Below are 18,330 nucleotides of genomic sequence, written 5' to 3'. Positions count from 1 at the left end.
TTTCGGTTGCCGGTCAGGACTCCAGCAGTTCCATCCAGGCCGCTTCGGCCTTTTCAAGCTGCGCGGCAGCGGTTTCGCGGTCACGGCCGATCACCGCCATGCGCGTGGCATCGGCGTAGTTGGCCGGGTCGGCCAGCTGGCGGTCCAGCTCGGCCAGCGCGCCTTCCAGCTCGGCTACCTTGGCCTCGGCGGCGGCCAGCTTGTGCGGGTTCACCGGCTTTTTCTGCACCACCTGCGCCACCGGCGCGGTCTTGACCACCACCGGCTCTTCCACCTGCTCCATGCGGGCCTTGGTGCCCTGTGCCTGCGGGCGGGTACGCAGCCACGCGGCGTAGGCATCCAGATCGCCGTCGAACGGCTCGACCACGCCATCAGCCACGCGCCAATAGGTATCGCAGACCAGGCCAATCAGGTGGCGGTCGTGCGAGACCATCACGATCGCGCCTTCAAAGGTGGCCAGTGCTTCGGCCAGCGCTTCGCGCATTTCCAGGTCAAGGTGGTTGGTCGGTTCGTCCAGCAGCAGCACGTTCGGCTGCTGCCAGGCGATCAGGGCCAGCGCCAGGCGTGCGCGCTCGCCACCGGAGAAACCATCGACCGGCTCGAACGCGCGGTCGCCCGGGAAATTCCACTTGCCAAGGAAATCGCGGAACGACTGGTTCGGTGCATCCGGGGCGATTTCGCGGAAGTGCTCCATCGGCGACTGCCCTTCATGCAGCGACTCCACCGTGTGCTGGGCGAAGTAGCCGATCTTCAGGTCCGGGTGCGCCATGCGATCGCCAACGATCGGTGCCAGTTCGCCCACCAGGGTCTTCACCAGCGTGGTCTTGCCAGCGCCGTTCGGGCCGAGCAGGCCGATGCGCTGGCCCGCTTCCAGGCCGAAGCCGACGTTGTGCAGGATCACCGCGTCCTTGCCGTAACCGGCCTCGACGTGGTTCAGGCGGATCAGCGAGAACGGCAGCTTGGCCGGCGGCGCGAATTCGATGCGGAACTCGCGCTCGGCGCGCACCGCTTCGGTGCCGGCCAGCTTGGCCAGGCGCTTCATGCGGCTCTGCGCCTGCGCGGCCTTGCTGGCCTGCGCCTTGAAGCGGTCGATGAAGCTCTGCAGGTGGGCGCGCTCGGCCTGTTCCTTCTCGTGCGCGATCTGCTGCTGGCGCAGCTGCTCGGCGCGCTGGCGCTCGAAATCGGTGTAGCCGCCCGGATAGAGCTTGGCGCCGCCACCGTGCAGGTGCAGGGTGTGGGTAGCCACGTTGTCGAGGAACTCGCGGTCATGCGAGATCAGCAGCAGCGTGCCCGGGTACTTCAGCAGCCACTGTTCCAGCCAGTACACCGCGTCCAGATCCAGGTGGTTGGTCGGTTCGTCCAGCAGCAGCAGGTCGCTGGGCATCATCAGCGCGCGCGCCAGGTTCAGACGCACACGCCAACCGCCGGAGAACGAGGACACCGCGCGGTGGTGGGTCTCGGCCGGGAAGCCCAGGCCATGCAGCAGCTTGCCGGCACGCGCTTCGGCGTCGTAGGCATTGAGCTCGGCCATCTTCGTATGCGCTTCGGCCACCGCTTCCCAGTCTTCGCGGGCGGTCGCCTCGGCCTCGGCAGCCAGCACCGCGGCCACCTCGATGTCGCCGCCGAGCACGAAGCTCAGCGCCGGGTCGGGCAGCGACGGGGTTTCCTGGGCAACGCTGGCGATGCGCACCTTGCCGGGCAGATCGACATCGCCCTTGTCGGCCTCCAGCTCACCCTTCACTGCCGCGAACAGGCTGGACTTGCCAGCACCGTTGCGGCCGACCACACCCACCCGGTAACCGGCGTGCAGGGTCAGGTCGACATTGGACAACAGCAGCCGCTCGCCGCGGCGCAAGGCGAAATTACGAAGGGAGATCATCGGGGGAGGCGTCCATATAACCGAATGGAATGTGCTGGTGAGCACTGTTCCTGCGACGCAATTCTAGCGTTAACGAATACTTGACGCGTCCCGGGATGCGCGGCGGCCGGCGTTCCTCTCTCCCACGTCCTCGCCGCGCGCGTCCCGGGCTCCCTCCCCCGCCAGTGCCGATCCGGGCTAAATGGTTGCTGCTGCAACGTTTTTCCCGATGACCGGCATTTGACAGGCACTGAATATCCCGTTAATTCCTGCTTTGCGCACCGCAACAACCGCCGTCCGCCTCACCCCCGTGATGTCGATTCCGGTGCCGCCCCCGCCAACCGGAGCTCCGTCCCGATGACCCGCAAGACCAGCCTGATCGCCGCCGCCGTCGCTGTCGCACTCGGTGGCTCTCCGTTCGTTGCCGCTGCCCAGCAGGCCGGCACCGCCGCCAACACCCTGGACACGGTGATCGTGACCGGTACCCGCGTGGCCGACCGCACGGTGGCCGAGTCGCAGTCGCCGATCGACATCATCACCCCCGAAGCCCTGCAGTCCACCGGTACCAGTGAGCTGGCCACCGCACTGTCGCGCGCCCTGCCCTCACTGAACTTCCCGCGCCCGGCGCTGACCGACGGCACCAGCGGTGTGCGCCCGGCGCAGCTGCGTGGCCTGTCGCCGGACCAGGTGCTGGTGCTGGTCAACGGCAAGCGCCGCCACACCTCGGCGATGATCAACGTCAACGGCAGCATCGGCCGTGGCTCGTCGGCGGTGGACATCAACGCGATCCCGATCGCTGCCATCGAGCGCGTGGAAGTGCTGCGCGACGGCGCGTCGGCGCAGTACGGCTCGGACGCCATCGCCGGCGTCATCAACATCGTGCTCAAGGGCAGCGGCCGTGGCGGCAGCCTGGCCGTGGACTACGGCCAGTATTCGGCCGGTGACGGCAACAAGTACCAGCTCTCCGGCGATACCGGCGTCGAGTTCGGCAACGGCCGTGGCCGCGTGCACGTGGCCGGCCAGATCAGCCAGCAGGACGAGAGCAACCGCGCCGGCCCGTACCGCGGCACCACGCCGAATACCGGCAACTACCCGAGCATCGGCCAGAAGACCTTCATCGTCGGCGACCCGCGCGTGGATGCCACGGCGGCGTCGGCCAATGCCAGCTTCGATTTCAGCGACCACGTGACCGGCTATGCCAGCGCGCTGCTGAGCAACCGCGACATCACCTCGTTCGCGTTCTACCGCTCGCGCAACCACAACGGCCAGGGCGCACTGCTGGCGCAGACCTACCCGGACGGCTTCGTGCCGGAGATCAACCAGTACTCCAAGGACCGCTCGCTGGTGGCCGGGGTCAAGGGCAACACCGACAACGGCTGGACCTGGGACCTGAGCCTGAACCACGGCGAGAACACCCTGGACTTCCACACCCGCAACAGCATCAACTACAGCCTGGGCGCGACCAGCCCGCGTTCGTTCTACGACGGCACGCTGAAGTACCAGCAGGACATCTTCAACGCCGACCTCACCAAGTCGCTGGACTGGGGCCTGGCCTATCCGGTCACGCTGTCCTTCGGTGGTGAGTACCGCAAGGAAAAGTGGGACCAGAACCCGGGCGAACTGAACTCGTACACCGGCAGTGGCGCGCAGGGCTTCGGTGGCTTCACCCCCACCAATGAAGTGCATGCCGACCGCCACAACTACGCGGTCTATGCGGGCCTGGAAGCGGACCTGACCGAGAAGTTCTCGGCCGGCATCACCGGCCGCTACGAGGACTACTCCGACTTCGGCGACCGCTTCTCGGGCAAGCTGTCGGCGCGCTATGCGTTCACCGACAAGGTCGCACTGCGCGCCACCGCCTCCAGCGGCTTCCGCGCACCGTCGCTGGCGCAGCAGGGCTACCAGGCGGTCACCAGCCAGTTCACCAACGGCGTGTTCGTCGAGCGCGGCACCTTCCCCACCACCAGCCAGGCCGCGCAGGCACTGGGCGCTTCACCGCTGAAGGCCGAGACCTCCACGTCCTACAGCGTCGGCCTGGTGCTGCAGCCGGTTGATCGCCTGTACATCACCGTCGACGCCTACCAGATCGACATCGATGACCGCATCGCATTGTCGTCCAGCATCACCACCAACGCCGCCACCAGCGCGCTGCTGGGCACCCTGGGCCTGCCGCAGGTGACTGCGTTCTCGTACTTCACCAACGGCCTGGATACGCGTACCAGGGGCGTCGACTTCGTGTCCAGCTACACCGTGCCGTTCAGCGCCAGCAGCCTGGAGCTGACCGCGGCTTACAGCTACAACGACACCGAAGTGCGTCGCGTCGGCGGCACCCCGGCGGTGTTCGGCACGCTGGGCCTGAACCAGTCGCTGATCGGCCGCGACGAGATCGGCCGCATCGAGGACAGCTACCCGCGCGACAAGGCGATCCTGAGCGGCACCTGGCGTTCGGATCACTGGGAACTGGGCCTGGCCGCTACCCGCTACGGCAAGTTCACCGTGCGCAACTCGGCCACCGCGCTGCGTGACCAGACCTACGGCGATGCCTGGGTGGTGGATGCTTCGGCCAGCTACAAGCCGAGCAGCAACTGGACGCTGACCGTGGGCGCCGATAACCTGCTGGACAAGTACCCGGACCGCACCGAAGACCTGCAGAACTCGACCTTCGGCATGCTGCCGTACAGCAACTACTCGCCGTTCGGCTTCAACGGCGCGTATGTGTATGGCCGCATCAAGTACACCTGGTAAGCGGGGCCCCGACGCTTCGGTAGTGCCGGCCGCTGGCCGGCAACCCTGGGCCGCATCTGGAGGAGAGCCCCTTCCTGTTGAAGGGGCGCGCCGAAGGCGGGGGTAGAGGAGAAATGCGTGGGCACCCCCCCGGCCACGGCACGTGGCCGGCGGGTTTGCCGTATCTGGCCTCATCGGTGAAAATTGGAGCATCCCCCTGATTTCTGCGAGTGCCGATGCACCATGACACCGACCTGATCAACATCGTTGCCGTTGGCCTGGGGCTCGCCTTCATCTTCGGCGCGCTGGCCAACAAGCTCCGCTTGTCCCCTCTGGTTGGTTACCTGGTTGCTGGCATCTGCGTAGGCCCGTTCACCCCCGGCTTCGTCGCCGACCAGGCGCTGGCCAACCAGCTGGCCGAGCTGGGCGTGATGCTGCTGATGTTCGGCGTCGGCCTGCACTTCTCGCTGAAGGACCTGATGGCGGTCAAGGCCATCGCCATCCCTGGTGCCATCGGCCAGATCGCGGTGGCGACCCTGCTCGGCTGGGGCGTAGCCTCGCTGATGGGCTGGCCAGCCCTGCATGGCGTCATCTTCGGCTTCTCGCTGGCCACCGCCAGTACCGTGGTGCTGCTGCGGGCGATGGAGGAACGCCGCCTGCTGGAGACGATGCGCGGCAAGATCGCGGTCGGCTGGCTGATCGTCGAAGACCTGGCCTGTGTGCTGGCACTGGTGATGATGCCGGTGATGGCCGGCGTGTTCGGCCCGGATGCGGCCAAGGAATCGCATTCGCTGGGCAGCGTGCTGGCCGACATCGGCTGGACCTTCGTGCAGCTGGGCCTGTTCGTGGCGGTGATGCTGGTGGTCGGGCGCCGGGTCATTCCGTGGATCCTGGAACGCATCGCCGGTACCGGTTCGCGCGAACTGTTCACCCTGTCGGTGCTGGCGATCGCGCTGGGCGTGGCGTTCGGCTCGGCCATGTTGTTCGGCGTCTCGTTCGCGCTGGGCGCGTTCTTCGCCGGCATGCTGCTCAACGAATCGGAGCTGAGCCACAAGGCCGCGCACGATTCGCTGCCGCTGCGCGATGCGTTCGCGGTGCTGTTCTTCGTCTCGGTCGGCATGCTGTTCGACCCCAACATCATCGTGCAGCATCCCTGGCAGGTGCTGGCCACGGTGTTGATCATCATGTTCGGCAAGTCGGCGGCAGCGTTCTTCATCGTGCGTGCGTTCGGGCATCCGACCAGCACCGCGCTGACCATCTCGGCCAGCCTGGCGCAGATCGGCGAGTTCGCCTTCATCATCGCCGGCCTCGGCGTGGCGCTGCAGATCCTGCCAAAGGAAGGCCAGTCGCTGGTACTGGCCGGTGCACTGGTGTCGATCATGCTCAACCCGTTGGTGTTCGGGCTGCTTGACCGTTGGCAGGCCAAACAGGAACAGTCGCCCCAGGCCGCCGAGCCCGAAGAGGCCACCGGTCCCTCGCGCGACCTGCATGACCACGCCATCGTCATTGGTTACGGCCGGGTCGGCAGTGAACTGGCGCAGGTGCTGCGCGACCGTGGCGTGCCGGTGCTGGTGATCGATGACAACAAGGAACACGTCGAACAGGCGCACGCCAAGGGCCTGGCGGCGATTCGTGGCAGTGCCGCCGCCGACCGGGTGCTGGCCGAGGCCCATCCGGAGCGCGCCAAGATTGCGGTGCTGGCGATTCCTCAGCCGCTGGAAGCCGGTGAGGCGCTGGCCAAGCTGCGTGCGATCAATCCGGATCTGACCCTGCTGGCGCGAGCACACAGCGATGCGGAGGTGAAGCACCTGCTGGAGCATGGTGCCGATGGCACGGTGATGGCCGAGCGTGAGCTGGCGTACTCGCTGGCCGAGATGGTGATGGCCACGCCGCCGTATCGCGGGCTGGGACAGCACAGTATTCCGGTGGTGTGAGGAGTGTGGGTGCGGCAGGGCTTGCAGCCCTGCACCTGCTGAAGCAACGGCAACGACAAAAGCAAAAGCTGGCATTCCGTGGGATGGCGGGGTGGGTCCGGTTGCAGGGGACGCCGTGAATCCGTCCATGGAGGCTCGGTCGCGCCATCCATGGCGCTCACGCCCCTGCAACCGGGCCCACCCTGCCTTCGACAATTTCCTGCGGCGGTTGGTAGGTGTCGACCTTGGTCGACACGGCGGTGCATCTGACCCCGGAAACAAAAAAATCCCCGGTCGACCCGCATCGACCGGGGATCTGGATCGCCACGTTGCCATGCCTTGGAGAGGCAGTTCCACCGTAGCGCATCGCGGTGCCGGTGGTGATCGCCTGTAGCGATGACGACCAAGCATGTGGCTATCAGGCGCCGGCCAGGGCCTGTTCCAGGTCGGCGCGCAGGTCGCCGATGTGCTCGATGCCGATCGACAGCCGCACGGTGTCTTCGCTGACGCCGGCCTTGGCCAGTTCAGCGGCATCCAGCTGGCGATGGGTGGTGGACGCCGGATGGGTGGCCAGCGATTTGGCGTCACCCAGGTTCACCAGCCGGGTGAACAGCTTCAACGCATTGAGGAAGCGTGCGCCGGCATCGCGGCCGCCTGGCAGGCCGAAGGTGAGCACGCCCGAGCCGTGGCCACCGAGGTAGCGCTGGGCGGCAGCATGCTCCGGATCGTCGGCCAACCCGGCGTATCGGACCCAGGCCACCTTGGCGTGCGCCTTCAGGAACTGCGCAACGGCCAGTGCGTTGTCGTTGATGCGCGCCATGCGCAGGGCCAGGGTCTCGATGCCTTGCAGGATCAGGAAGGCATTGAAGGGTGACAGTGCCGCGCCGGTATTGCGCAGTGGCACCACGCGCGCGCGGCCGATGTAGGCCGCTGGCCCCAGTGCTTCGGTATAGACCACGCCGTGGTAGCTCGGATCAGGCTGGTTGAGGCGCGCGAAGCGCTTCGGCTGCGCGGCCCAGTCGAAACGGCCGGAATCGATGATCGCGCCGCCGAGGCTGGTGCCGTGGCCGCCCAGGTACTTGGTCAGCGAATGCACCACGATGTCGGCGCCGTGCTCGAACGGGCGCAGCAGGAAGGGGGTGGCTACGGTGTTGTCTACGATCAGCGGCACGCCCGCCGCGTGAGCGACTTCGGCGATGGCGGCGATGTCGGTGACGTTGCCGCGCGGGTTGCCGATCGATTCGACGAACACCGCCTTGGTGCGCTCGTCGATCAACGCGGCGAACGCGGCCGGATCGGCCGGGTCGGCAAAGCGCGCCTGGATGCCGTACTGCGGCAGCGTGTGTGCCAGCAGGTTGAGGCTGCCGCCATACAGCGCACTGGAGGCAACGATGTTGTCACCGGCTTCGGCGATGGTCTGGATGGCATAGGTGATCGCAGCCTGCCCCGAGGCCAGTGCCAGCGCGCCGATGCCCCCCTCCAGCGCGACCAGGCGCTGCTCCAGCACATCGGTGGTGGGGTTCATGATGCGCGTGTAGATGTTGCCGGGCACCTTCAGGTCGAACAGGTCGGCCCCGTGCTGGGTGTCATCGAAGGCGTACGCCACCGTCTGGTAGATCGGCACCGCCACCGCGCGGGTAGTCGGGTCGGGACGGTAGCCGCCGTGCACGGCCAGGGTTTCCAGTTGCCACTGCGGGTCGCTCATTGCGCCAGGCTCCATCCGGGGAAACCGCCACCATAGGCCAGCCAGATCCACGCGCTGAAAGCTGCTGGCGATGACGCCAGTACCACCGGTTATCAAGTTGGCCGCGATTCAGGCAGCGGTCACGAGGCGTTGCTAGGCTTCGCCGCCGGGCGCTCCTGCCCGGGCACGGAAGCCCAACGCGCATGCAGCCCTCCCCTTGGACACCCACCGCCAGCGGCGCACCGACCCAGGTCCTGCTGGTGGAAGACGATCGTCGCCTGGCCGAGCTGGTCAGCGATTACCTGCACGAGCATGGCTTCGCCGTGCAGCACGTCGCGCGTGGCGACCTCGCCGGTGCGGCCTGCCGCCAGCACGCGCCGGAACTGGTTGTGCTGGACCTGATGCTGCCCGGCCTCGGCGGCATCGACGTGTGCAGGCAGATCCGCAGCTTCTCCGATGTGCCGATCCTGATGCTGACCGCGTGCGAGGACGACATCGAGCAGGTACTGGGCCTGGAATCCGGCGCCGACGATTACGTGCACAAGCCGATCGAACCGCGCCTGCTGCTGGCCCGCCTGCGCGCCCTGCTGCGCCGCCGCCATGGCAGCAGCAACACCGGCACGCCCTGCCGCCTGATGCACGGCGAACTGCTGATCGACCGCATGCAGCGCGAGGTGCATCTGCATGGCCAGCCGATAGACATGGGCACCACCGAATTCGAGATCCTGTGGCTGCTGGCCAGCCAGCCGGGGCAGATCCTGTCGCGCGACCAGATCCTGCAGGCGGTGCGCGGCATCGGCTTCGACGGTCTGGACCGCAGTGTCGATGTCAGCATCGGCAAGCTGCGCCGCAAGCTGGGCGATGACGCGCGCGAACCGCGGCGGATCAAGACCGTGTGGGGCCGTGGCTACCAGTTCAACCCGTCGGCCTGGTCGGCATGAAGCGGCTGTTCCTGTGGTTATGGATCATCACCGGCGCCTGTTTCCTGGCCTCAGTGTTCTTCCTCAACCACATCCTGGACGGCATCTACACGCCCGTGCAGGATCGCGTTTTCGTCCAGCAGGTGCGCGGGCAGGTGTACGCCCTGCGCAGTGGCCTGGCCGGCCTGGACGCCGGCCAGCAGCGTGAGCGCCTGCAGCAGTGGCAGCCACACTACGGCATCGCTCTGACCCTGCTCGACAGTCCTCCCGCGCTCGCCCCCCAGGAACAGGCAGCCGTGAAGGCCGATGGCTTCATCGTGCGCGATCAATACCAGCAGGTCCTGCTGCCCATCGAGGGCAGCGATGGCCGTTGGCTGCACCTGCGCCTGCCTGGCGCTGTGCAGATGACGACGTACATGACAATCGCGGCATACCTCAGCATCCTGCTGCTGGTCGGCGCCAGCCTGTATGCCTGGGTGCGCCTGCTCTGGCGCGATCTTGAAGCACTGCGCCTGCACGCCGACCGCATCGGCGCCGGCGACCTGCAGGCACGCGCGCAGGTGTCGCCGCGCTCGCAGATCCGGGTCATCCTCGAACATTCCAACCGCATGGCAGCGCGCGTGGCCGAACTGGTGCAGCGCCAACGCGACCTGACCCATGCGATCTCGCATGAGCTGCGCACGCCGATCGCGCGCGTGGCCTTCGGCCTGGACCTGATGCAGGACAGTGACGATCGCGAACGCCGCGAACGGCTGGCACAGGGCCTGCACGGCGACCTGGCCGAACTCAACCGGCTGGTCAGCGAACTGCTGGCCTATGAGCGCCTGGAACATCCCAGCGAAGGCGAACCGCTACAGCGCATCGAAGCCAACGACTGGCTGCAGGCCTGCCTGGCCGATGTGCTTCGTGATGCCGAACGTGCCGGCGTGGTCCTGCGCGTGCAGCCCAGTGCATTGCCACGGGTGGATGCCGAGCCGCGCCTGCTGCAGCTGGCACTGAGCAATCTGGTGGGCAATGCGCTGCGCCACACGCATTCGCAGGTGGAAGTCTCGCTGGTCGATGTCGGCGGCCGCGCCTGCCTGCGCGTGGATGACGACGGCCCCGGCATCGCCGAAGCCGATCGCGAGAAGGTGATGCGTCCATTCACCCGCCTGGACGACAGCCGCAGCCGCGACACCGGCGGCTTCGGACTAGGCCTGGCCATTGTCAGCCGCATCGCCGCCCGCCACGGTGGCGAGCTGCGCATCAGCCGCGCCACGCTGGGCGGTGCGCGCCTGGAAATGCACTGGCCGCTGGCTGCCAGCTGAACGCCCAAGGGCGCCATTACAGTTGATTACAACTCCCGCACAACTGCGGAGGGATCGGTCGCCGGCATATCGCCACGCTGGCAACCCTGCAGCACACGCCGGATGCGCGTGCTGTTTTCCTCCCATTGTCGAGAGTTTCCATGTCCCAGCTTCGCCGTACTCCGTCCCTGCTCTGCCTGGCCCTGCTGCCGCTGTTTGCCGCGCCGATCGCCCATGCCAAGGATGACCACTGGACCTTCGAAGTCGCCGCCGGTGCCGGTGCGACCCCACGCTACAGCGGCAGCAAGGAGTACCAGGCGTCGCCCATGCTGTCCTTCGATGCCATGTCACCCGGTGGCTGGTTTCTGGGCACCAGTGGCATCGGCTGGGGCACGGGCATCGGCCAACACACGCATGTGCGCGCCTACATCGGTGCCAGCGGCAGCCGCCGCGACAGGGACTCGGCCCTCGGTGGCTCGGACTTCCTGCGCGGCATGGGTGATATCCGTACCCGTCCCCTGGTCGGCCTCTCCGCTGGTTATACGCTGGGCGAAGCCGTGCTGAGCGGTTCCTGGCAGTTCACCCGCAAGGATGAGGACAAGGCCGAGAACGGCCTGGCCACCCAGCAGATCCATCTGAACCTGAGCATGCCGCTGTTCGACCTGGCCGGTGGCGTGGTCAGCGGCAGTGTTTCCACCGACTACGGCAACCGCGGTTACATGCAGACCTGGTACGGCGTCAGCCCGGAACAGGCGGCGCGCACCGGCTTTGCCCAGCACAAGCCGAAGGCCGGCCTGGTCAGCGCCGGTCTCGGCCTGAAGTGGAGCCACCGCGTGGGCCGCAATGGCAACTGGTACATCTCGGCCGAAGGCACCCGTCTGCTGGGCGATGCGGCCGACAGCCCGATCGTGCAGAAGGCGAACCAGTTCGGCTTGATGAGCGGCTATACGCACCGCTTCTGAGTGAGCGCCGGGCATGGCCCGGCATGCTCCGCAGGAAACGGGGCGCTGCGGTCAGGCAGCGCCCCGTGTGAATCACGCCTTGGCGAATACCAGATGGCCGCCGTCGTTGCCGACTTCGATGGTGTCGCCGTTGACGAAGGCCCCGGACAGGATCTTCTGCGCCAGCGGATTTTCCAGCTGCGCCTGGATCGCACGCTTCAACGGACGCGCGCCATACACCGGATCGAAACCGACGTTGCCGAGCAGGTCGAACGCTGCATCGGACACCAGCAGCTTCAAGCCACGCTCGGCCAGGCGCTTTTCCAGGCCACGCATCTGGATGCGCGCGATCTGCTTGATCTGCTGCTTGTCCAGCGGATGGAACACCACGATGTCGTCCAGGCGATTGATGAATTCCGGACGGAAGTGCGCCTGCACCACGCCCATCACCGCCGCCTTCATCTGCGTGTAGGCCTCCGGGCTGTCGTCGGCGCTCATGTCCTGGATCTGGTGCGAGCCCAGGTTCGAGGTCATCACGATGACGGTGTTGCGGAAGTCCACAGTGCGGCCCTGGCCATCGGTCAGGCGACCATCGTCCAGCACCTGCAGCAGAATGTTGAACACATCCGGATGCGCCTTCTCCACTTCGTCCAGCAGGATCAGCGAGTACGGGCGACGGCGCACCGCCTCGGTCAGGTAACCGCCTTCCTCATAGCCGACGTAGCCCGGGGGCGCACCGATCAGGCGGGCGACGCTGTGCTTCTCCATGAACTCGCTCATGTCGATGCGGATCATCGCGTCGGCGCTGTCGAACAGGAACTCGGCCAGCGACTTGCACAGTTCGGTCTTGCCGACACCGGTCGGACCGAGGAACAGGAACGAGCCGGCCGGACGGTTCGGATCGGACAGGCCGGCACGCGAGCGGCGCACCGCATCGGAGACGACCTTGATCGCTTCTTCCTGGCCAACCACGCGGTTGTGCAGCACCTCTTCCATGCGCAGCAGCTTGTCGCGCTCGCCTTCGAGCATCTTGTTGACCGGAATGCCGGTCCAGCGCGAGACGACCTCGGCGATCTCCTCGTCGGTGACCCGGTCCTGCACCAGCTTGAAGTCCTTGTGTTCGGCTTCCTGGGCGGCGGCCAACTGCTTCTCCAGCTGCGGCAGCAGGCCGTACTGGATCTCGCTCATGCGCGCGAAATCCTGGCGGCGCTGCGCGGATTCCAGCTCCAGCTTGGCCTGCTCGACCTGCTCCTTGATCTTGGTTGCCCCCTGCAGCGCGGCCTTCTCCGACTTCCAGATTTCATTGAGGTCGGAGAACTCGCGCTCCAGCGCATCGATGTCGTTCTCCAGATCGGCCAGGCGCTGCCGCGAGGCCTCGTCCTTTTCCTTCTTCAGCATCTCGCGCTGGATCTTCAGCTGGATCACCCGGCGTTCCAAACGATCCAGTTCCTCCGGCTTGGAGTCGATCTCCATGCGCAGGCGCGAGGCCGCCTCGTCCATCAGATCGATGGCCTTGTCCGGCAGCTGGCGGTCAGTGATGTAGCGGTTGGACAACGTGGCCGCCGCGACGATGGCCGGGTCGGTGATTTCCACGCCGTGGTGCACCGCGTACTTTTCCTTCAGCCCGCGCAGGATGGCGATGGTGTCCTCCACCGACGGTTCGCCCACGAACACCTTTTGGAAGCGGCGCTCCAGCGCGGCATCCTTCTCGATGTACTTGCGGTACTCGTCCAGCGTGGTGGCACCCACGCAGTGCAGCTCGCCGCGTGCCAACGCCGGCTTGAGCATGTTGCCGGCATCCATCGCACCGTCGGCCTTGCCGGCGCCGACCATGGTGTGCAGCTCATCGATGAACAGGATGATCTGCCCTTCGCTCTTGGCCAGGTCGTTGAGCACGCCCTTCAGCCGCTCCTCGAATTCACCACGGAACTTGGCGCCGGCAATCAGCGCGCCCATGTCCAGCGACAGCACGCGCTTGCCGCGCAGGCCTTCGGGCACTTCGTCGTTGATGATGCGCTGGGCCAGGCCTTCGACGATCGCGGTCTTGCCCACGCCGGGTTCGCCGATCAGCACCGGATTGTTCTTGGTCCGGCGCTGCAGCACCTGGATGGTGCGGCGGATCTCCTCGTCACGGCCGATCACTGGATCGAGCTTGCCGCTCTCGGCACGCGCGGTCAGGTCGATGGTGTACTTCTCCAGCGCCTGCCGCTGTTCTTCGGCATTTTCCGACTGCACGTTCTCGCCGCCGCGCAGCTTGTCGATGGCGGTCTGCAGGCGGGCCTTGTCGGCACCGGCGGCGCGCAGCGCCATGCCCAGCGTGCCGTTGTCTTCCAGCGCGGCCAGCACGAACCACTCGCTGGCAATGAAGGCATCGCCGTTCTGCTGGGCCAGCTTGTCAGTGTGATTGAGCAGGCGGCCGAGGTCATTGCCCATCGAAACGTTGCCGGCCTGGCCGGACACCTTGGGCAGCGCATCCAGCGCCTCGGTCAGGCGCTCGCGCAGCACCGGCACGTTCACCCCGGCCTGGGCCAGCAGCGGGCGCGTGCTGCCGCCCTGCTGGTCCAGCAGCGCGCTGAACAGGTGAATCGGTTCGATGATGCTGTTGTCGCGGCCCACGGCCAGCGACTGTGCGTCTGCCAGCGCCTGCTGGAAACGCGAGGTGAGCTTGTCCATCCGCATTGCGAATCCTCATCGGTCATCAGGGCCGGCCCGCGCCGGCGATGCTGGAAAGATGCGGTTGCCCCACCCCGTTTCAAGGGTGGCTGCGACTGCACCCCGAGGCCAGTCAGCCTGCGGCCAGCATGCCGGAACGGGTGTGGTCGGCGCGTTGATCCCGATCAGTTCCGCGCGGTGGAAGGGTTCAACGGGTGATCGCGCTGCGGATCGCCCGCAGCTGCTGCTTGACCGCCCGCGCCTGCGCCGGATCCATGCGCAGCAGGGCCTTCTGCCCGATCGAGCGCGACTGCAGGGGGGGATCGACGAAGCGGTAACGACCGCGCTCATCGCGCTGCACCAGCGGCGCCTGGGCCAATTCCGGGGTTTCCAGCAGATGGTCGATCACCGCCACCAGGCGATCATTGAAATATCCGTCGGGTCGGCCCAGGTCCACATAGGCCTGCTGGATCAGCGGATAGAAGCGCTTGTAGGCGGTAGCCGTTGCCGCCGGGTCGAGCGCGGCAAATGCCTGCACGTAGGGCGCATAGCGCGCCGCATTGCTGGCGGCGATCCGCTCGCCGCCCTCACCGGGCTCGACCTGCAGGCTGCCTGGCAGCGGGCGCGCGGCCAGCGCGGTCGGCGGCACGCTGGGCTTGTCCAGGTTGTCGACCTGGGTAACCAGGCGCTGGATCAGATGATCGCGCAGCAGCAGGGTCAGCGGCCCTTCGCCCTGGAACAACTGGCTCAGCGCGCCCCAGGCCGCCGCATCGCTGTCAGCCAGCTCGGGCAATGCAGGGTCGGCCGCAGCCTCGGCATCCAGCGGATGCTTGATCGGGGGTGGTGTTGGGGCGGGTTCCGCAGCCGCCTTCGGTTGTGCCGGTGTGCCGGTACTGGCGGGGGGCGATTGCACCGGCACCGAAACACCGTCTGCCAGGCTCTTCAGCTGATCGCGGAACAGCCAACCGCCCGCGCCACCGATCACCACCACGCCCAACACCCAGGGCCAAACCGCTTTTCCACTCTGCATGATGCAGCACCTCGTTCTCACACGCATGGACAAGGTGTGACCCGGCTGATTTCCGTGGGTTCCCCACCCGTTCCGGTAAGGTTCGGGAAACGCGTTGACAGCGCAGTGCGACGGGCGGCCCAATGAGCAGTCCAGCCCCTTCGACGAACGACCCATGGAGCTTCGCCCGGAACCGGTGCCTTTCCGCATCAGCACGCTCGACCTGACACTGGTGTATCGAGAGCAGAACGCGAGCGCACAGGTGAACGTGGAGGCACAGACGCTGGAGGACTATGCAGCGCAGCCGGGCATGCGTTACCGCTCACTGCAGGTGGATTTCGAATTTGTCCATGAAGCGCGTTGCCGGGGCGGAAATTTTCACGAGATGCGCCACGGCGAGATCTTCGAGGAAACCGGACCAGCCGATGAAACCGCGCACTGGCGGCAAACCGGTCTCTGCCCTTTCCCCGGCTTCTACCGGGTCATCCACGATCCTGGCCTGGCGGCACTGCTCGCGCACTACGATCCCCGCAATGTCCACGACCTGCAGCTTTTCATCCTTGCCGCACATGACAGCTACGTTGAAGTCCTGGCCAAGGGATATCGCTACACGCTGGCTGGCAGCGTCAATGAACACGACATCATCACCGTCGCGCCATCGGCCTGAACACTCCGACATCCAACGCCAGGTAGGCATTGCACTCACGCCCGCTTTGCGCGAGCAGCGCGACGCTATGCATTCTGTCCCGTGGAGACACAGCCATGCAGTACGCGCTGTATTACTGGACCGGCATCCAGGGCCGTGGCGAGTTCGTGCGCCTGGCGCTGGAGGATGCCGGTGCCGACTACATCGACATGGCGCGGGTGCACGGCGATGCATTGATGCAGCCGTTTCTCGATGGCAGCAGTGAAGGTGCGCAGCCCTTCGCGCCGCCGTTCCTGAAGGCCGGTCGCCAGGTCATCGCGCAAGTCGCGGCCATCCTGGATTTCCTGGGCCCGACGCTGGACCTGGTGCCACAGGCAGCCTCGCGGCGGATGCAGGCGCTGCAGTTGCAGCTGACCATCGCCGACCTGGTGGCCGAGGTGCATGACACCCACCATCCGATCGCTGCATCGAATTACTACGAAGAGCAGAAGACCGAGGCCAAGGCACGTGCCGCGTCGCTGCGCAGCGAACGGCTACCGAAGTTCCTCAGCTACTTCGAGCAGGTGCTGGCGGCCAATGGTGGCCGCCATGCACTGCGCGAGCACTCGTATGTAGATCTGTCGCTGTTCCAGCTGCTGAGCGGGCTGAACTACATGTTCCCACGCCGCATGCAGGCACTGGAACCGACCCTGCCCCTGCTGCGCGCGCTGCAGGAGCGGGTGGCGAAACGACCCAACATTGCCTCCTATCTGGACTCGGAACGGCGATTGCCGTTCAACACCAACGGCATCTTCCGCCACTACCCGGAACTGGATGGAGAGCGGTAGTGCCGGCCGCTGGCCGGCAGCTGCACACTGTATCCGAAGCCCATGAGGATGCCGGCCAGCGGCCGGGACTACTCTGGGGTCAGCTGTTTTCACCCAGCGGCTTCACCGCCTGCTTCTGCAGTGACAGCAGGCCCAGCAGCAGCGCCAGTGCCACGTAGGCGCCGGCGAACTGCCAGCTGATGATGCGCGCCAGCCCGTCCAGGTCCCACGGCAGGTAGATGCCACCGCGCGGATCCACCGAATGGATCAGGCCGAACAGGGTCAGCACCGCCGCCACCAGCAGGAAACCGCAGGCGCGGCGCAGGCGACCATCGACCATCGCCGCCACCGCCGAGATCCACAGCATCGAGGTGATGATGAAGCCATTGCCAAGCGTGAAGATCACCGCCAGCTCAGGCAGGCCATGGCCGTCGAGCTTGGTCAGCAGCTGCGGCAGCTGGTCCGGGGCGATCCAACCCGGCGCCTTGATCGCCAGCAGGTAGGCCACCGACGGCAGGAAACCGAACACCATCGCACCGGTATGGTGGCGCGGCGTGGCCTGGAAGGCCTGGGTGGTGATGTCGATGGCCACGTACACGATGATCGGTGCCAGCACCGCCAGCGGCAGCCACTGCACCAGCCCCGAGATGATGCCAAGCATGCCGCCGATGCCGACGAACAGGCCAGTCAGCAGCGTGTAGCCGCTGCGTGCGCCCATGTGCTTGTAGGCCGGCTGGCCGATGTACGGCGTGGTCTGTGCCACGCCACCACAGACACCGGCTACCAGTGTGGCCACCGCTTCCACCAGCAGGATGTCGCGGGTGCGGTAGTCGTCACCGGCCGCGCGCGCGCTTTCAGACACATTGATGCCGCCGACCACCATCAGCAGGCCGAACGGCAGCAGCAGCGGCAGGTAGGTCATCGCGGTGGGCAGGCCGTCGAGGAAGCCCAGCGTCGGCAGCGGCAGCACCACCTGCGGCGGCATCCACGCCGGCACATGGAAGCCCGGCGCGCCCAGCCCGGCCAGGCCCAGCCCGTAATACAGCACGGTGCCGAACACGAAGGCCAGCAGCACGCCCGGGCCACGCACCGGCAGCTTGCCCTTGGCGATCAGCACATACAGCAGCAAGCCCAGCGTGGTGAAGCCGACCAGCGGCGAGCGCAGCGTTTCCAGCAGCGGCAGCAGGCCCATCAGCACCAGCGCGATGCCGGCGATGGAACCCAGCAGCGCCGCACGCGGCAGCGCGCGCGTGACCGCCTCGCCAAAGAACGACAGCACGAACTTGAGCACGCCCATGATGACCAGCGCGGCCATGCCCAGCTGCCAGGTCGCGATACCCGCGGCATGCGGGTCCATGCCCTGCTGCTTGAAGGCGATGAAGGCCGGGCCGAGCACCAGCAACGCCATGCCGATGCTGGTCGGTGCATCCAGGCCGAGCGGCATGGCGGTGACATCATCGCGGCCGGTACGCGCGGCCAGCCGGCGTGCCATCAGGGTGTACAGCAGGTTGCCAACCAGCACGCCGAAGGCGGTGCCGGGGAACATGCGGCCGAACACCACGTCGGCGGGGAACTGGAAGATCCCGACCAGGGCCATGGCGATGAAACCGAGGATGGAGAGGTTGTCGACGACCAGGCCGAAGAAGCCGTTGAAGTCGCCGGAGACGAACCAGCGACGCGGTGCGGCGGAAGCGGGAGCGGACATGGAAGGGGCGGTGGGGGKGGGGACCGCCGATGGTAGGCCCAGCGGGGCCGGTGCGCCAATTCCGTCGTGGAATGATGGGTTCCAGCCAACGGCGGAGCCCCTCGTGGCTGGGCGCGAATCGCAAATTCCTGGGCTGCCCCGGGCGGGTGGGCGTCGCGGGGGACGCCGTGAACCCMWMCWTGGGGG

General features: G+C 66.7%; 12 protein-coding genes. 7 read left to right on the top strand and 5 right to left on the bottom strand.

The window, feature by feature from the left end:
• Positions 1-13: 13 nt before the first annotated feature.
• On the bottom strand, positions 14-1,879 hold the full coding sequence (locus D7Y61_RS18855) for an ABC-F family ATP-binding cassette domain-containing protein (RefSeq protein ID WP_180868519.1): 1,866 nt from the start codon (positions 1,877-1,879) through the stop codon (positions 14-16).
• A gap of 336 nt (positions 1,880-2,215) precedes the next feature.
• On the opposite strand from D7Y61_RS18855, the gene D7Y61_RS18850 reads away from it, so the two are divergent.
• Positions 2,216-4,603 carry a TonB-dependent receptor plug domain-containing protein gene (locus tag D7Y61_RS18850; protein ID WP_180868517.1) on the top strand — a complete coding sequence of 796 codons (2,388 nt, stop codon included), beginning with the start codon at positions 2,216-2,218 and terminating at the stop codon, positions 4,601-4,603.
• Between the two features lie 215 nt (positions 4,604-4,818).
• Positions 4,819-6,516, top strand: coding sequence for a YbaL family putative K(+) efflux transporter (gene ybaL, locus D7Y61_RS18845; RefSeq protein ID WP_180868515.1), 1,698 nt, complete (start codon positions 4,819-4,821; stop codon positions 6,514-6,516).
• A 397-nt stretch (positions 6,517-6,913) separates the two neighbouring features.
• On the opposite strand, the gene D7Y61_RS18840 is transcribed toward ybaL, so the two are convergent.
• On the bottom strand, positions 6,914-8,200 hold the full coding sequence (locus D7Y61_RS18840; protein ID WP_180868513.1) for an O-acetylhomoserine aminocarboxypropyltransferase/cysteine synthase family protein: 1,287 nt from the start codon (positions 8,198-8,200) through the stop codon (positions 6,914-6,916).
• Positions 8,201-8,382: 182 nt separating this feature from the next.
• On the opposite strand from D7Y61_RS18840, the gene D7Y61_RS18835 reads away from it, so the two are divergent.
• The 3 genes from D7Y61_RS18835 to D7Y61_RS18825 all read left to right on the top strand — a co-directional run bounded on the left by D7Y61_RS18835 (position 8,383) and on the right by D7Y61_RS18825 (position 11,347).
• Positions 8,383-9,120, top strand: a complete 738-nt coding sequence (locus D7Y61_RS18835) for a response regulator transcription factor (RefSeq protein ID WP_180868512.1) — start codon at positions 8,383-8,385, stop codon at positions 9,118-9,120.
• Positions 9,117-10,406 carry an ATP-binding protein gene (locus tag D7Y61_RS18830; RefSeq protein WP_180868510.1) on the top strand — a complete coding sequence of 430 codons (1,290 nt, stop codon included), beginning with the start codon at positions 9,117-9,119 and terminating at the stop codon, positions 10,404-10,406. Before D7Y61_RS18835 ends, D7Y61_RS18830 begins: the two co-directional genes overlap by 4 nt.
• A gap of 140 nt (positions 10,407-10,546) precedes the next feature.
• The gene (locus D7Y61_RS18825; protein ID WP_180868509.1) at positions 10,547-11,347 is read left to right on the top strand and encodes a MipA/OmpV family protein; all 801 of its coding nucleotides are present in this window, start codon (positions 10,547-10,549) and stop codon (positions 11,345-11,347) included.
• Positions 11,348-11,419: 72 nt separating this feature from the next.
• Here D7Y61_RS18825 and clpB read toward each other — a convergent pair whose 3' ends face one another.
• Positions 11,420-14,005 (bottom strand): ATP-dependent chaperone ClpB, encoded by a 2,586-nt coding sequence (gene clpB, locus D7Y61_RS18820; protein ID WP_180868507.1) that lies wholly within the window; start codon positions 14,003-14,005, stop codon positions 11,420-11,422.
• Positions 14,006-14,186: 181 nt separating this feature from the next.
• Positions 14,187-15,008, bottom strand: a complete 822-nt coding sequence (locus D7Y61_RS18815; RefSeq protein WP_180868506.1) for a DUF3014 domain-containing protein — start codon at positions 15,006-15,008, stop codon at positions 14,187-14,189.
• Between the two features lie 154 nt (positions 15,009-15,162).
• Between D7Y61_RS18815 and D7Y61_RS18810 the strand changes: the two genes are divergently transcribed.
• Positions 15,163-15,654: a hypothetical protein gene (locus tag D7Y61_RS18810; RefSeq protein ID WP_180868504.1), complete on the top strand. Its 492-nt coding sequence runs from the start codon at positions 15,163-15,165 to the stop codon at positions 15,652-15,654.
• Positions 15,655-15,749: 95 nt separating this feature from the next.
• On the top strand, positions 15,750-16,460 hold the full coding sequence (locus D7Y61_RS18805) for a glutathione S-transferase (RefSeq protein WP_180868503.1): 711 nt from the start codon (positions 15,750-15,752) through the stop codon (positions 16,458-16,460).
• 79 nt (positions 16,461-16,539) lie between these two features.
• Here D7Y61_RS18805 and D7Y61_RS18800 read toward each other — a convergent pair whose 3' ends face one another.
• A complete protein-coding gene (locus D7Y61_RS18800; protein WP_180868501.1) occupies positions 16,540-18,144 on the bottom strand; it encodes a hypothetical protein in 1,605 nt (534 codons plus the stop codon).
• Between the last annotated feature and the right edge of the window lie 186 nt (positions 18,145-18,330).

The sequence above is a fragment of the Stenotrophomonas maltophilia genome (assembly GCF_013464485.1).
Classification (GTDB): Bacteria; Pseudomonadota; Gammaproteobacteria; order Xanthomonadales; family Xanthomonadaceae; genus Stenotrophomonas; species Stenotrophomonas maltophilia_AW.
The sequence above is the reverse complement of the archived record's forward strand: the minus strand, read 5'-3'. Positions and strand labels throughout refer to the sequence as shown.

What these genes read in the sequence shown, in the direction of transcription:
- D7Y61_RS18830 (WP_180868510.1), top strand. Translation starts at nt 9,117, where the DNA reads ATGAAGCGGCTGTTCCTGTGGTTATGGATCATCACCGGCGCCTGTTTC.
- D7Y61_RS18810 (WP_180868504.1), top strand. Translation starts at nt 15,163, where the DNA reads ATGGAGCTTCGCCCGGAACCGGTGCCTTTCCGCATCAGCACGCTCGAC.
- D7Y61_RS18815 (WP_180868506.1), bottom strand. Translation starts at nt 15,008, where the DNA reads ATGCAGAGTGGAAAAGCGGTTTGGCCCTGGGTGTTGGGCGTGGTGGTG.
- clpB (WP_180868507.1), bottom strand. Translation starts at nt 14,005, where the DNA reads ATGCGGATGGACAAGCTCACCTCGCGTTTCCAGCAGGCGCTGGCAGAC.
- D7Y61_RS18840 (WP_180868513.1), bottom strand. Translation starts at nt 8,200, where the DNA reads ATGAGCGACCCGCAGTGGCAACTGGAAACCCTGGCCGTGCACGGCGGC.
- D7Y61_RS18835 (WP_180868512.1), top strand. Translation starts at nt 8,383, where the DNA reads ATGCAGCCCTCCCCTTGGACACCCACCGCCAGCGGCGCACCGACCCAG.
- ybaL (WP_180868515.1), top strand. Translation starts at nt 4,819, where the DNA reads ATGCACCATGACACCGACCTGATCAACATCGTTGCCGTTGGCCTGGGG.
- D7Y61_RS18825 (WP_180868509.1), top strand. Translation starts at nt 10,547, where the DNA reads ATGTCCCAGCTTCGCCGTACTCCGTCCCTGCTCTGCCTGGCCCTGCTG.
- D7Y61_RS18855 (WP_180868519.1), bottom strand. Translation starts at nt 1,879, where the DNA reads ATGATCTCCCTTCGTAATTTCGCCTTGCGCCGCGGCGAGCGGCTGCTG.
- D7Y61_RS18800 (WP_180868501.1), bottom strand. Translation starts at nt 18,144, where the DNA reads ATGTCCGCTCCCGCTTCCGCCGCACCGCGTCGCTGGTTCGTCTCCGGC.
- D7Y61_RS18805 (WP_180868503.1), top strand. Translation starts at nt 15,750, where the DNA reads ATGCAGTACGCGCTGTATTACTGGACCGGCATCCAGGGCCGTGGCGAG.
- D7Y61_RS18850 (WP_180868517.1), top strand. Translation starts at nt 2,216, where the DNA reads ATGACCCGCAAGACCAGCCTGATCGCCGCCGCCGTCGCTGTCGCACTC.